At 45.7% G+C, this 14,491-nt stretch carries 8 protein-coding genes and 1 pseudogene; 7 read left to right on the plus strand and 2 right to left on the minus strand.

The features are described from left to right. Positions 1-60: 60 nt before the first annotated feature. The gene (locus FIS9605_RS37960; RefSeq protein WP_051470122.1) at positions 61-591 is read right to left on the minus strand and encodes a MarR family transcriptional regulator; all 531 of its coding nucleotides are present in this window, start codon (positions 589-591) and stop codon (positions 61-63) included. A gap of 150 nt (positions 592-741) precedes the next feature. Here FIS9605_RS37960 and FIS9605_RS37965 point away from each other — a divergent pair, with 150 nt between their 5' ends. Both FIS9605_RS37965 and FIS9605_RS0123910 read left to right on the plus strand, forming a co-directional pair. Continuing rightward, a complete protein-coding gene (locus FIS9605_RS37965) occupies positions 742-1,257 on the plus strand; it encodes an SgcJ/EcaC family oxidoreductase (protein ID WP_082209847.1) in 516 nt (171 codons plus the stop codon). Between the two features lie 29 nt (positions 1,258-1,286). Then, positions 1,287-1,574, plus strand: coding sequence for a hypothetical protein (locus FIS9605_RS0123910; protein WP_026734851.1), 288 nt, complete (start codon positions 1,287-1,289; stop codon positions 1,572-1,574). A gap of 636 nt (positions 1,575-2,210) precedes the next feature. Here the strand turns inward: FIS9605_RS0123910 and FIS9605_RS0123920 are convergent. Further along, positions 2,211-5,330, minus strand: a complete 3,120-nt coding sequence (locus FIS9605_RS0123920) for a lamin tail domain-containing protein (protein WP_026734853.1) — start codon at positions 5,328-5,330, stop codon at positions 2,211-2,213. 365 nt (positions 5,331-5,695) lie between these two features. Here FIS9605_RS0123920 and FIS9605_RS40375 point away from each other — a divergent pair, with 365 nt between their 5' ends. From FIS9605_RS40375 to FIS9605_RS0123945, 5 genes and pseudogenes are all read left to right on the plus strand, one after another. Next, positions 5,696-9,661, plus strand: a complete 3,966-nt coding sequence (locus tag FIS9605_RS40375) for a choice-of-anchor I family protein (RefSeq protein WP_035140129.1) — start codon at positions 5,696-5,698, stop codon at positions 9,659-9,661. A gap of 194 nt (positions 9,662-9,855) precedes the next feature. Continuing rightward, the gene (locus tag FIS9605_RS0123930) at positions 9,856-10,851 is read left to right on the plus strand and encodes a mechanosensitive ion channel family protein (RefSeq protein ID WP_026734854.1); all 996 of its coding nucleotides are present in this window, start codon (positions 9,856-9,858) and stop codon (positions 10,849-10,851) included. Beyond that, on the plus strand, positions 10,848-12,212 hold the full coding sequence (locus FIS9605_RS0123935; RefSeq protein ID WP_026734855.1) for a DUF2254 domain-containing protein: 1,365 nt from the start codon (positions 10,848-10,850) through the stop codon (positions 12,210-12,212). The genes FIS9605_RS0123930 and FIS9605_RS0123935 overlap by 4 nt, the downstream gene beginning before the upstream one ends. 283 nt (positions 12,213-12,495) lie before the next feature. Continuing rightward, positions 12,496-12,849 (plus strand): annotated as a pseudogene (locus tag FIS9605_RS37975) (response regulator transcription factor); the annotation flags it as partial. A 27-nt stretch (positions 12,850-12,876) separates the two neighbouring features. Then, complete coding sequence (locus FIS9605_RS0123945) at positions 12,877-14,292, plus strand: sensor histidine kinase (RefSeq protein WP_026734856.1); 1,416 nt, start codon at positions 12,877-12,879, stop codon at positions 14,290-14,292. The last annotated feature ends 199 nt before the right edge of the window (positions 14,293-14,491 follow it).

Here is a 14,491-nt window from a genome sequence, read left to right on the forward strand (position 1 = left end):
CATTCCTAAAGCCCGACGGGAGAATAGTTGAGAAAACGTTTCTTTGGTTGACCGTCAGTTTTAAGAATGACTCTCACGCTCAGTAACTTCGGCCTGCTCTGGCTTTCGGGCTGCTGTTGCTTCCTCCTGGAGTTTAGCGGTTTCCTCTTGGAGTATTGTAGTGCTCCGGATCATAAAGTCAAGGACGACAGCAAGCTCTTGGTCGCTGTAGCGCGAGTAAAGTTCAGCCATCGCTTGTGAAAACGAGTCGAACAGGGGAGCGATGGCAAGATCGGCTCTCTCTTCTAGTGGTTGGATAAGCACGCGCCGTCGGTCGTTCGAGACTTTCTCACGCCTTACAAAGCCTACTTTTTCCAGCCGATCGATGACGCCGGTGATCGCGCCTGTGGTGAGACCGGTGAGTTCGGCGAGTTGTCCGGCGGTGATAGGTCCTGTCCTAATTAGGATGTCCAGGGCTTTGTGGTCTGTGGTACTCAGCCCTACCCGTTGCGCGATCGCAGAGTGAAACATCACCGTCCGCGTGCTAAGTTTGCGCCCCGCCTGACTGAGAGCGTCGATCAGCTCAGCACGTTTTGATTGACTGCTTGACATACCTCATACCTCCACTTCAGTTTAAGAATATTTACATCCTAATTAACTTACTAACTAAAATATTTGTTAGGTTAGACATACAAATACTAAGAATCCATAACACTAAGATTCTATCCTCGACAAAAGAAAATCACATAGAGGTGTAATCTAATGTCATTACCTTTAACCTCGAACTCGGCTGAGGAGGCTGCAATTCGTCAAACCGTGCAGAAGATGCAGGACGGTCATAATACAAGAAACGGTACTCTGTTCGCCTCCGCTTTTGCCGCAGAGCATGACTACATTGTCATCGACGGTACATTTTTACCAAACATCACACGGCAAGACAATGCTCGCTCTCACCAGGCACTTTATGATGGCGATCGCAGTTCTTTGGGAGGAAATCTTGGAGAAGTGACTATGCAACTAGACGTTGCCAAAACTCGCTTCCTCACACCAAAGCTTGCAGTTGTGCATATTCAAGGCCAAGCTGGTCTAACAGATCAGCCAGACAAACGGGCAAAGAACATCATCTCCACAGTTATGCAGAAACGAGCTGATGACTGGGAAATTGTGGCATTCCACAACGCACCTATACAAAAGCAGGAAGAGGACGACTTCGGCTTTGTGATTGACCTTGAGGGCTTCGAGGGCAAAAATCTACATAACGATAGAGAAAAAGAATAAAGTCAGATATTCTTTAAAAAGGTTAGCCAATGAAAGACTTAAACATTACCTCTAAATTAACGATCGCCGCTATCTGGGTTAGTGCAATTCCCATGATGGCGATCGCCGGCGTCTTTGGTTCTGGCAATCCTGTTGCTATGGCTGCTCCTCCAATTGCTGCTGGTGCGAGTACAGTCGTTTTAGTCAACAGTTCCAAAGGCAAACAGGAGAAGCAGCTACCAGATCAAGCAGAACGCATGAAAGTGCTGGAAACCCGGCTAGAAAACTTGGAAGAGATCGTAACTAAAGACGAATATTTATTACCGAGGCAACCATAGATGCGGGAATAATATCATGTCCGTTTGAACACCGATCGTATCTTTAAAAAGTAAAAAGTAAAAAGTAAAAAGATAATCCCCATAAATAAATTTAGGGAAAATAATCACGGACGTATTGTTTCTTGCACTGCGTGTCTCGAAACAAATCTTTTTATTTATTTCCATAAATAAATAATGGTGCTTAAACCATTTTTGTTTTTCTTTATGAATGCTTTTTAACTTTTTACTTTTGCCTTATTTGGTGAAGGTCGGTAATCGGTAATGGGGAAGAAAAATTAGATCGCACTTCCAAAATCAGCTTTCGTTACTAACATCAAGACATTTGTTGATGAAAGTCTTGACGTTTCTTGTTAGCGTGAACCTATCCATAGATAACATCAAGACATTTGCTACGAACGTCTTGACGTTGCTTATTAATATTCAGATATTGGTTACTAACGTTAAAGCTGTGGTCACAAACGTTAAAGCGATCGCGACAAACTTTGTCAGGTGGTGCGTGATAGCAAAGCCGTAACGCACGCTACTTAAGATTTACTTTGTGTCTTTGTGCCTTTGTGGTTCAAAAACAAATTTTATTAACCACCAAGACACTAAGACACCAAGTAACCGATCGCCGCTCGCTGTTTTAGAGGTATATTAAATCACGCTGAAGACAGAAATTGTGATTGTGTTAGCTTGCACTCCAATTAAAGAAGCTAACAAATCACCAGTATTTGTCACAGTGATGAGCGTGTTATTTGCATCTGTGCCAGTACCTTGGGTAATTGTTATGTCTGCAAACCTTAAGCCACTTAACTCGATTCGGTCTTGACTGACTGTAAAGTTTTCAATCCGATCAAATCCTTCGCCAGAGGCTAGGACAAACGCATCCCGACCACTGCCACTGAATACTGTATCGAAGCCCAAACCAGACTCGATTTTATTATTGCCAGCTTCAGCAAAAATTACATCATCACCATCGTCAGCATAGATTTTATCGTTGCCTTGACCAGCATAGATAATATCATTGCCATCACCACCGTAAAGTTTGTCGTTACCTGCATCGCCATAAAGCTTATCGTTACCAGCCAAGCCTTTGAGAGTGTCATTTTTTGCTAAACCCTGGATGCGATCGCTCTTAGCTGTTCCCACAAGATTATCATTGCCTGCTGTGCCAAGTATCTCGTTATACAGTTCAGGTAAGGTGAAGCTTGCCATCACCGGATCGTGGTCGCTGACTTGATTGGCAAACTCAGCATTGATATGTACAACATCAAATTCAGACCGATTGACGAGATGATCGCTTACCAAAATGTGGTCAAGTACCTGGGAGTTACCTTCAAAGACGTAGGTGTATTGCTCGTTAAGTGGTAGGGTATCAATTAGGTTCGTGAGGACATTACCCTTCAAAGTTGCGATCGGGTTGGAAAATTGGAAGTCGTTGAGGTCGCCCATGACAACGACATTGGCATTAGGATCTGCTGCCAAAACGCTGTCTACAAAATTATTTACAATCTGGGCTTGCTGAATTCGCTGCGCTTCAGAATTGAGTGTTGGCGGTTGGAAGCGTCCGAACAAGGGTTGGTCGCCGCCTTTGGAATTGAAGTGATTGCCCACCACAAACACTTTATTGCCATTAAACACAAACTCGCCAACCACAGGCTTACGGCTATCCTCGAAAGCATCACCATCTGAGAGATCGGTGTCAATGAGGCGGCCAGGACTAGCAGAAAGTTCGGGGCCAGAGTCACCATTGCTTACAGTTGTATTCGTTGTGGATGTACCACCCGGACGGTCTACAAAGTCAACACGGTCAGGGTTAAATAGGAAACCAACGCGAATATTGCCGCCTGGTTGACCGCCGTCTTGGTCGTCTACTGGGTCAATTTGACGATATTCGTAAGTAGGGCCACCTGCTTGTGCGATCGCATTTATTAAGGTTTGGTAGGTAAGGCTAGCATCGACAACAGAGTCATTGGTAGGGCCGTTGTTATCTTGCACCTCTTCTAAACTGACAATATCTGGTGAATTGAGATTGTTGACAATGGCGCTGGCGAGGCGAGTAAATTTATCACTACCATCACCAGGGTCAAGGTTTTCGACGTTGAAGGTTGCAACAGTTAGCTTGTCTTCACTACCTGTGAGAGTTGTTGTCTCTTGAGTTAGGCCACCAGAGGTGACGTTTGGCAGAGGCGCAGTATTTAGTAACTTAAAGTTACCAAAGCTGTAGTCAATTACACCTGTAACTGAGCCATTGAAACTGTCGCCGACATTCACCTGTGGCTCATTGGGAATGATGGCATCATCAATAATAATGCGCTCTGGATTGAAATCGTCAGGCTGGATAACAATGCCGCCGCGAGTCGTGCGGACGCCTGCATTGACACCATTGTCAGCTAGAACAGGGATTTCACCAAAATCATTGGTAGGCCCTACTGCCACTCCATTATTAACCTGTACCAGCATTCCTTCTACACTTTCGTAAAAGTCAATGCCATCTTGGGCTGGGTCAAAACTGCCACTAGTTTCTACACTACCATTAGCATCGTCTTCGATCGCGGTTGTTGGGATTGTCCGCCCACCGTTGTCTAGAATTGTAGCTGTAGGTAAGGAGTTGCCGCTTGACAGTACAGTGATAGTTGGGTTACTGCCAATTTGCGTGATCGAAAGATTGTTGCTATCGCTACCACCAGGACGAAACTCACTGACCGTACCGCTGACTAAAACCGAGTCACCAACACTTATCGTGGGTGCAGAGGAGGTAAAGACAAAAATTCCTTCGGAAGTGGCATCACTATTATCAGGATTCGGATCTTGTAAATAAAAGCCATTAGAACGCAGCGCCGTGACAATACCGGGAACACTGGAAACTGTTTGACCAACCAGGGGTGAAACGTGGCTGGCACCTTGAATATCACGAATGCGGATAGTCCCGGGAGTGGTTTCATCATCTGTTACTGTAACGGTAGTTGTGCCGTTAGTAAACCCAGATGCAGAAGCGGTGAAGGTGACAGTTTGCGAACCATCAGCGATCGCATCATCAACAGCAGCAATATCAAATGTTACTGAAGATTCCCCAGCGGGAATTTCCACTGTTGTGGGAACAGTCGCCTCGCTAGTATCGCTGCTAGCTAAGGTGACGGTGAGTGCGCTGGCTGTGCTGACTGTGCGGGTGAGTGTGCCAATCGCAGCATTATTTCCTGCTGCTTCCAAGAAGCTAGTAGGAGAAACACTTAAACTCAGCGAGGGCGTTTCACCACCATTTGTTGCATATGTTCCCAGGTCGTCAAATGTATCTATGGCGTAACCATCCCATTCAACGCTGGGGTCAAAAACATCAGAGGGGTTGGTATCGCCATTTGTAACACTAAGTTTGCGGCGCAAGGTGTTGTCTGCTGTACTAGTTAATCCACTTCCCCACTCAGTACCCGGATCAAAGCCAATTTGACCAATAGAATCAACAATCGTGCCATTTACACCGCCTTTACGCAGGACGATCGCATCATCACCATTGAGCCATCCCGAGCCATTCGTTTGATCTGCTTGAGTAAGAATCACTTCATTAGCACTACTTTGGGCAATTACGAAAACATCCTCATCTGCGACTGTACCAGTTAGATTAATTGTCAGACCAGGAGAATTGTTGCCGTTGAAATACATCTGGATGATGTAGCCTTCTAGACTCAAGTCGATGGCAGCACCAGTACCGTTGTAAATTTCCAGCGCTTTATTGTTACTGCTTCCCTCAATATATTCCGAGAACAACAAATCTGCCATTAATGCCTCCAAGTTCAGTAGAAGTCAAATTAGAAACTCTTTTTTGTCTCTTCTGACTTCATAAATCTCATTGGAAGTTTAAGAAAAAATTATTGTTTGCTTAATTTTGCGTAGTTTCACAGTGCGCGGACGTTGTGAGTAGGGAGCCAAAGCCTCCGAGATGTAAGTTCAATAAAGATTAGATAAAGAATTAGTTGCAAAAATGAAGAAAATCCAAGAATATCTGCTTTTTAACTTTTATTTACCTTTTTTTAATCAAAAAATAACATTACACACGTAAAGTCACTATTGTAGTTTAGTTGACAAACTCGTCAGGTGGCATTGTTAACTTTCAATCACCATAAAAATACTGTCATTAGAAACTCATGACAACTTCAATTAAACTTTCGCCAATTGGCAGATATACAACGGGTATCTTTGACGAGGGAGCAGCCGAAATTCCAGCTTACGATCCAACTTCGCAACGCCTGTTTGTAGTTAACGCTGAAAATGTAACAGTCGATGTGTTGGATTTGAGTGAACCCAGCAATCCGACTAAGCTATTTGCTATCGACGCTTCAGCTTTTGGTGGTAGCGCCAATAGTGTTGCCATCAAAAATGGTATCGTAGCGATCGCGATCAAAAACAACAACACACAGGAACCAGGCAAAGTCGTTTTCACCGACACTGATGGCAACTTTTTGAATGCTGTCACTGTTGGGGCATTGCCTGATATGTTAACCTTCACTCCCGACGGTAAGAAAGTGTTAGTTGCGAATGAAGGGGAACCCGACGACGACTACACTATTGACCCAGAAGGTTCTGTAAGCATTATCGACATTTCCTCTGGAGTAGAGAACCTCACCGAAGACAATGTTACCACTGCTGACTTTAAAGCATTTAATCACCAACTTCATGAGTTGAAAAATGCAGGTGTTCGCATTTTTGGGCCGAATGCTTCTGTTGCTCAGGATCTAGAGCCAGAATATATCACGATTTCCCCAGATTCTCAAACTGCCTGGGTAGCATTGCAAGAAAATAACGCCTTGGCAGTAGTTGACATAGAAAGCGGTACTGTTACTGATATTTTGCCCCTCGGCTTCAAAGACCATAGTCTTTACGCCTCTTCGCTACAAAGTTATGAGTTGTCTGGAGATAATATTGTAGGGTCAGGGCTGACTAACGAAAATCTTGTCGATCCGAAATCCAATGCTTTTGATGCCAGCGATCGCGATGAAGAGATTAACATCCGTAACTGGCCTGTCAAAGGTATTTATCAACCTGATGCGATCGCCACTTTTGCAATTGCTGGTGAAAATTACATTATTACCGCCAATGAAGGCGATTCCCGTGATTATGACGCTTTTAGCGAAGAGGTGCGAGTCAAAGATTTGACACTAGACCCTGAAGCTTTCCCGGTTGCAGAGGCACTGCAAGCAGATGCAACGTTAGGACGCCTGTTGGTAACTAATACTTTAGGCGATACGGATGGCGACGGGGATTTTGATGAACTTTACAGCTTTGGGGGTCGTTCCTTCGCCATCTGGGACAGTCAGGGAAACCTCGTTTACGATAGCGGTGATGAATTTGAACGGCTTACGGCTCAACTATTACCCAAAGATTTCAACTCTAACAACGATAGTAACAACTCCTTTGATAGCCGCAGTGACGATAAAGGCCCGGAACCAGAGGGAGTGGTGACAGGAGTTATTGGCGATCGCACATACGCATTTATCGGTCTAGAGCGAGTTGGCGGAGTCATGGTCTATGATATCACCCAACCAACTCACCCCAGCTTTGTTCAATATATTAACCCCCGCGACTTCAGCGTTGAGTTTGATGTTGACGAAGAAGGAGACCCCACCCCCACACCAGAACAGTTAGCAGCAGTAGGCGACCTCGGGCCAGAAGGATTAACTTTCATCTCTGCGGAGGATAGTCCTAACGGTCAACCTTTGCTGGTTGTTGCCAATGAAGTTAGCGGTTCAACGACAGTTTACGAGGTTAAGGTTCCAGCACCATCAACCTCTGCTTTCACACTCCAGCTGTTGCACGCCGCCGATCAAGAAGCAGGTGTTCCAGCTTTAGAGGATGCGCCCAACTTTTCCGCAGTTCTCAACGCCCTTAAAAATCAGGACGCTGACAGTGATGGCAACCCCGATTATCCTAACACCTTAGTACTTTCATCAGGAGATGCCTATATTCCCAGCCCGTTCTTCTTTGCCAGTGAAACGGCTTTTGGCGGTCAGGGTCGAGGAGATATTTTAATTCAAAACGAACTGGGCTTTGATGCGATCGCTTTTGGCAACCACGAATTTGACCTAGGTACTGGCACAGTTGCAGATTTAATCAAAGCTGACGAAGATTACCCTGGAACTAATTTTCCCTATCTCAGCGCCAACTTAGACTTCAGTACTGATGAAGATCTGGCAGCATTAGTCACTGAAGACGGACAAGAAGCCAGTGAAATTCCCAACAGTATTGCTGGCAACACTATCATTACCGTAAATGGTGAAAAGATTGGTGTTGTCGGTGCTACAACTCCCACACTGCGGACAATTTCCTCTCCCGGTGGTGTAACCGTACTACCAGAAGACTTTGATGATAGCGATCCGGCTGATGTTGCAGCACTCGCAGCAGAAATTCAAACTTCTGTTGATGAGCTTTTGACTAACAACCCAGAAATTAACAAAGTAGTTTTGCTAGCTCATATGCAACAAATTAGCATAGAGCAACAGCTAGCAGAGTTACTGACTGGGGTAGATATCATCGTCGCCGGTGGTTCCAACACCTTGCTAGCCGATGAGAGCGATCGCCTGCGAGTTGGAGACGAAGTAGAAGGCCCTTACCCGATTCTAAAGACAGCTGCTGATGGTAATCCTGTGGCTGTGGTCAACACCGATGGTAACTATAAATATGTCGGTCGTCTGGTTGTTGACTTTGACGAAAACGGAGTGATTATTCCCGATAGCGTTGACCCCAATATCAGTGGTGCTTACGCTACCGACGAGGAAGGAGTTGTAGCTGTTGATGGTACTCCTGACACAGAAATAGTGGAAATCACGGATACTCTTGAGGAAGTGATAGTTGCCCAAGACGGGAATATTTTCGGTAAAACAAGTGTCTTTCTCAACGGTACGCGCGGCGATGTTCGTACCCAAGAAACGAATTTAGGTAACTTAACAGCCGATGCTAACTTAGCAGTTGCCCAGCAAATCGATCCTGATGCAGTTATCTCCATTAAAAATGGTGGTGGTATCCGTGATAACATTGGTGTGTTTACCTTTCCTCCTGGTTCGACCAACCCCGAAGATGCAATTAAAGCTCCCACCGAAGCTAACCCCATCGCAGGTAAAGAAGAGGGAGATATTTCCCAACTCGACATTGCTAATGCCCTGCGTTTCAATAATGAATTAACACTAGTAACCCTAACCGCAGAAGAACTCTTAGGGGTAATTGAGCATGGCGTAGCGGCGACAGAGGAAGGAGCAACACCCGGACGCTTCCCACAAGTATCGGGATTGGCGTTTAGCTTTGATCCTGATTTGCCAGCAGGCGATCGCGTCCAGTCTCTGGCAGTGCAAGATCGAGAAGGCAACATTCTTGATGTTGTCGTTGAAAATGGTGAGTTAGTCGGCGATTCCACTCGTACCTTCCGCACCGTTACCCTCAACTTCTTAGCAAACGGAGGCGATGGCTATACCTTCCCCGACACAGAACGGTTAGATTTGGTAACAGAAGATACAGACAATCCCGACCCCAGTACGCGCACAGGTGCAGCAACCTTTGCACCGGACTACTCCGAACAAGATGCTTTCGCAGAATATCTAGCCGCTAACTTTAGCGAAGTTCCATTTGATCTGGAAGATGTTTCTCCAGAGGAAGATACGCGCATCCAAAATCTTGACTTCCGTACTGATACCGTATTAGAGAATCCATCATCTGGTAATGGCAATACTTCTGAGGAAAATATTGTCTTCAACGATGGCGCTGGTAATGCTCTCATTGTCGGTAATGACAGCAACAACCAATTGATTGGTACAGAAGGCAACGATTTACTTTGGGCTGGTGCTGGCGACGATTCGCTACGCGGCGGTCTGGGAAATGATATTCTCTTTGGAGGAAGCGATCGCGATACCTTTGTTTTAGCAGAAGGTGAAGGTTCCGACACCATTGTTGACTTCAACATCAGTGAAGATTTCATTGGTCTTACAGGCGGCTTGAGCTTCGGGCAAATATCTATCACCCAATCTGGTAACAATACAATCATTGGGATTGAAAACGAAACTTTAGCCCTTCTCAACGGCGTCAATGCCAATCTTCTGCAACAATCTGCCTTCACTATCGTTTAGCAATAGTCTGAGAATACTTGGTGTCTTTGTGCCTTGGTGGTTAAAAAATCTTGAACCACGAAGACACTAAGACACAAAGAGCTTTAGTGCCAAATACAATCTTCCTCGCGTTACACCAATTAAAAGCCCTCAGGTAGATTTTCACTCTTTTATTTTTGGCTATCATCAGCTACGACTGACGAGCGAGTAGAGGGATGAACGCAGAGATATCAAGTGCCTGGGAAAAGGTTCAGGCGATGGTTAATGGTTTTTTTGTCCTGCTGCCAAACATTGTTTTAGCGTTAATTGTTTTTGCCGTCTTTTTCTTTGTTGCTAGGACAATTAAGCAGTTAGTGAAGCGATTAACTCGTAACCGTCGCCATGCTCGCAATTTGGGAATGGTGTTGGGACGGTTGGCGCAGGGTGCGACAGTTTTATTAGGTCTGTTTGTCTCCCTGACGATTGTGATACCTACCCTGAGAGCGGGTGATTTGGTGCAGCTATTGGGAATTAGTGGGGTGGCGATTGGTTTTGCTTTTCGCGACATTCTGCAAAACTTCCTAGCAGGGATTTTGATTTTGCTGACAGAACCGTTTCAAATTGATGACCAGATAGTATTTAAGAATTTTGAAGGAACGGTTGAAAACATCGAGACACGGGCAACTACAATTAGAACCTACGACGGTCGGCGGATTGTGATTCCTAACTCAGAATTATTCACAAATTCTGTGCAAGTAAATACTGCGTTCGATCATCGTCGCATCGAGTACGATGTTGGTATTGGCTACGGGGATGATATTGATCGAGCCAAGCAGTTAATTCTGGAAGCGATGCACGAAACAGAAGGAGTCTTGGCAGAACCTGCCCCAGATGCACTGGTAATGGAATTAGCAGAGAGTACCGTAAATATCCGCGCTCGTTGGTGGATTCAACCACCGCGACGTGCTGATGCGTTGGATGCGCGAGATCGGGTTTTGACTAACATTAAGAAGAAACTGATGGCTAACGGTATTGACTTGCCTTTCCCCACACAGCAAATTCTCTTCCACGACCAAACGGAAGAGACGGATGGCGATCGCACTCGTCAACGCGAAGGCTGGCCTGCTGGTCGGGGTGAAGTGCCGAAACCTCGCAGCATCAGTGGTTCGCTCAGAAAACTCGCTGAAATGCGATCGCAAAACAACGGCTCATCTACTCCCGGCGAACTATGAATAACATCAAGCTGAGCAAGCTTTGGGACTCGCTCCATTCTAGCTACTGGTTCGTCCCAACAATTATGGCAGCGATCGCCATCGCCTTGGCGTTGGCAATGTTGACTCTTGATCGAGCTGGCTATTACGGGCCATTTGAAGAGTGGGGCTGGATTTACACTGGTGGGCCGGATGGTGCGCGTGGTCTGCTCTCAGCCGTTGCTGGTTCGCTTATCAGCGTTACTGCTACAGCTTTTTCAATTACAATCGTTGCCCTCCAACTCGCTTCTTCCAATTTCGGCCCTCGCCTGCTCCGTAATTTTATGCAGGACACGGGTAATCAGGTAGTTTTAGGTACATTTATAGCTACTTTTATTTATTCCTTGCTGGTACTGCGGACAGTTCGGGGAGAAGATGGACAAGACGAATTTGTACCGCAGATATCGGTGACAATCGGCATTTTGTTGGCGCTGATCAGCATCGCCGTACTAATTTACTTTATCGATCACGCTTCGACAATCATTCAGGCATCGCATGTTATTTCTGAAGTTAGTACCGATTTAGACCGTACGATTGAACGGCTATTTCCCGAAAGAATCGGGCGCAGTTTACCGGAACGCAAACGCCAGGTTGCGGAAATTCCTCTTAATTTTGACTCAGAAGCTCACCCTATCACAGCTACTGGTAAGGGGTATGTGCAAGCAATTGATGACGAAAAATTGATTAAGTTTGCTAGTAAACACAATCTGCTTGTGCGCGTCAAGTCTCGACCAGGCAAGTTTGTTTTTCCAGGCAGCGTTTTGGCTATGGTTTGGCCTGAGGAATCTGCGAATCAACAGACGCGCCGTGTAGAGACGCGCCATGGCGCGTCTCTACACAAAGAAATTAATGATGCCTTTATTCTTGGTAGAGAACGCACTGAACAGCAAGATGTAGAGTTTCCCATCAATCAATTAGTTGAGATCGCCCTCCGTGCCATTTCTCCTGGGATTAACGATCCATTCACCGCCATTAGGTGTATTGACCAGCTTAGTGCTGGACTTTCCCGCTTAGCCCAAAGGGATTTTCCCTCTCCCTATCGCTATGATGACAATAACAAGTTGCGTATAATTGCTGAGCCAGTGATGTATGCAGATTTAGTTGATGCTGCCTTTAACCAAATTCGCCAATACAGCACAAAAGATGTAGCAGTGACAATTCGCTTGCTGGAAGCGATCGCTCAAATAGCTCCTTACGCCAGCTCTTCTAAAGACAGGGCAGCCTTACGCCGCCATGCAGAAATGATATTGCGAGGTAGCCAAGCAGCGTTATCGGAAGAACAAGACCGCAACGATGTGCAAGAGCGGTATCACCGAGTCATTAAAGCTTTAGGTCAGGATTGAAGGGGACTGGGGAACTCACCGGCCCCCACGACCGCTCTTAGTGGGGATTAGGGATAGGGAATAAGTAATTTCCCGATCCCCAATACCCAATGCCGAGTAGGGATTCTCCTGCGTCCGGCATTTAAGGGCGCTTCCCCCACCTTTAACAAGGATGGGGTATCTAATACCGCGACCTGTTGAGAGATGAATTTGTATCCTGAGAAGGATGTTTTAAATATTACACTATGGCATTAAATGGTAATTACACTAAAATTTTCTAGAAGTTATTAGTCTTAGAGGAAGCATGCCCCACGTATTATTAGTCGACGATGAAGAAGCTTTGCGAGAAAGCCTTTCTTACACCTTGCAAAAAGAAGGCTATACCGTCACAACAGCAGCAGATGGTCACAGTGCAATCAAACATTTTCACAAGCAAGTACCAGACGTAATATTATTAGACTTGATGCTGCCAGAGGTTGACGGCATGGAAGTTTGTTGGCGGATTCGCGCTTTTTCTGACGTGCCAATTGTGATGCTGACTGCTAAAGACCAAGACATAGACAAAATTTGGGGGTTAGAGGCAGGAGCAGATGATTATGTCACAAAACCATTCAATACTCGCGAACTATTGGCACGCATTAAAGCAGTGCTGCGCCGTCGTGCAGAAAAGCAATCTTAATTGATGATGGGTTGGTTACCAAAAATTAAGTGGAATTCCATTCACACCAAGCTCTTAGCTACTTACCTGCTGCTGACAACCTTGGGAACCTCGCTCATGGCAGGATACATCCTTTGGTCATTCTATGCTTATTTCATGAAAGCGAGGCAGGCAGAAATGCACAATTGGAGTACTGCGATCGCTGAGAGTGTCGCTGATTCGTTGGAGGAAAATAAGCGCGAACGAGTAGAGCTACTCATGCAGCGCTACGGTGCAGCTGAGACCATTACAATACGTGTTTTTAATAGCAAAGGTCAACTTATCGCTACATCTAACCCTCAGCAAGACCGACAAGTGAAGAACTGGCTAGCAGTACCTGGAGTAAGTGCAGCCCTAGAAAAACGAGAAGTGCAAGGTTTGGCAAAGGGAGTTTTGTCTAACGATGACAGGCTGTTTATTGCTCAGCCGATCGTGCGTAACGGTCAGTTACTGGGTGCATTGCGAATGTCTATCACCCTGCAACAATTTCAACGCCAGTTCGCCATAGTCATTTGGACAGTGCTGGGAACGTTGGTCTTTACAATTTTACTGTGTACTTTGATTAGCGAGTGGCTGGCACGCAGCCTCTCCCGTCCAATTCAGACTATGAAAAACTTTGCGATTCGCCTAGGTAGCGGTCATTTTGGCGATAAGCTGCACATTCGCCAAAGCAACGAGTTGGATCAGTTAGCACTAGAACTTAATCGTATGAGTGAACGCTTGGCTTCACTCGACCAAGAACGACGGGCATTTCTAGCAAACGTCTCTCACGAACTCCGCACTCCCATCAGTAATGTCTTGGTGACGGTTGAAGCCCTCCGTGGTGGAGCTGCTTCCGATCCGGCGGTGCGCGATCGCTTTTTCCAAAATGTAGAAGACGAAACCAAACGACTCTCACGGCTAATTGGCGATCTGCTGGATTTGGGACGTTTGGAAGCTGGGGTGACACACCTAGAGAAACAAAATATCCCGCTTGCTAGTTTAATTAGCCGTGCAGTCAGGGCAGTGGAAACGCGGATGCAAAATTCGCAAATTTCCGCCCATGTAAACGTAGCTGACTTGCAAGTACAGGGTGATTCAGAACGGCTGTTGCAAGCATTTCTCAACTTGTTGGATAACGCCATTAAGCATTCAACCCCCAATTCCCGAATATTCATCACTGGGTACAAGCAAGATAAACAAGCAGTTGTGACAATCCGCGATCAAGGCCAAGGAATAAAAGACAGCGATCTTCCCCGGATTTTTGAGCAATTCTACACAGGCGATCGCTCTCGTAAAGGCCGGGGAGTGGGGTTAGGCTTGGCGATCGCCAAACGCATTATCGAAGCCCACGGAGGTAGCATTACTGCTAATAGCAAGTTCGGTGAGGGAGCCACATTCACTATTTATTTACCCTTACAGTAGGACAAGTAATATCCCCTATGTCTTTTGATAGAGTTTCTTAACTTTATATACTTTCCTCTGATAGAGGTTCGATACAACTATAGTAGTTACTGTGTGTATTAGAGCAACAAAGAAGATAGCAGATATTCAAATGCTGACCCTTGGAACTCAGGGAAAGTGCAGAGAGTGACAGTGAGCAACTCAATTTTGCACTCTTCAA

Origin of the sequence: Fischerella sp. PCC 9605, from assembly GCF_000517105.1 — a bacterium.
Taxonomy (GTDB): Bacteria; Cyanobacteriota; Cyanobacteriia; order Cyanobacteriales; family Nostocaceae; genus PCC9605.

What these genes read in the sequence shown, in the direction of transcription:
- FIS9605_RS37960 (WP_051470122.1), bottom strand. Translation starts at nt 591, where the DNA reads ATGTCAAGCAGTCAATCAAAACGTGCTGAGCTGATCGACGCTCTCAGT.
- FIS9605_RS37965 (WP_082209847.1), top strand. Translation starts at nt 742, where the DNA reads ATGTCATTACCTTTAACCTCGAACTCGGCTGAGGAGGCTGCAATTCGT.
- FIS9605_RS0123910 (WP_026734851.1), top strand. Translation starts at nt 1,287, where the DNA reads ATGAAAGACTTAAACATTACCTCTAAATTAACGATCGCCGCTATCTGG.
- FIS9605_RS0123920 (WP_026734853.1), bottom strand. Translation starts at nt 5,330, where the DNA reads ATGGCAGATTTGTTGTTCTCGGAATATATTGAGGGAAGCAGTAACAAT.
- FIS9605_RS40375 (WP_035140129.1), top strand. Translation starts at nt 5,696, where the DNA reads ATGACAACTTCAATTAAACTTTCGCCAATTGGCAGATATACAACGGGT.
- FIS9605_RS0123930 (WP_026734854.1), top strand. Translation starts at nt 9,856, where the DNA reads ATGAACGCAGAGATATCAAGTGCCTGGGAAAAGGTTCAGGCGATGGTT.
- FIS9605_RS0123935 (WP_026734855.1), top strand. Translation starts at nt 10,848, where the DNA reads ATGAATAACATCAAGCTGAGCAAGCTTTGGGACTCGCTCCATTCTAGC.
- FIS9605_RS0123945 (WP_026734856.1), top strand. Translation starts at nt 12,877, where the DNA reads ATGGGTTGGTTACCAAAAATTAAGTGGAATTCCATTCACACCAAGCTC.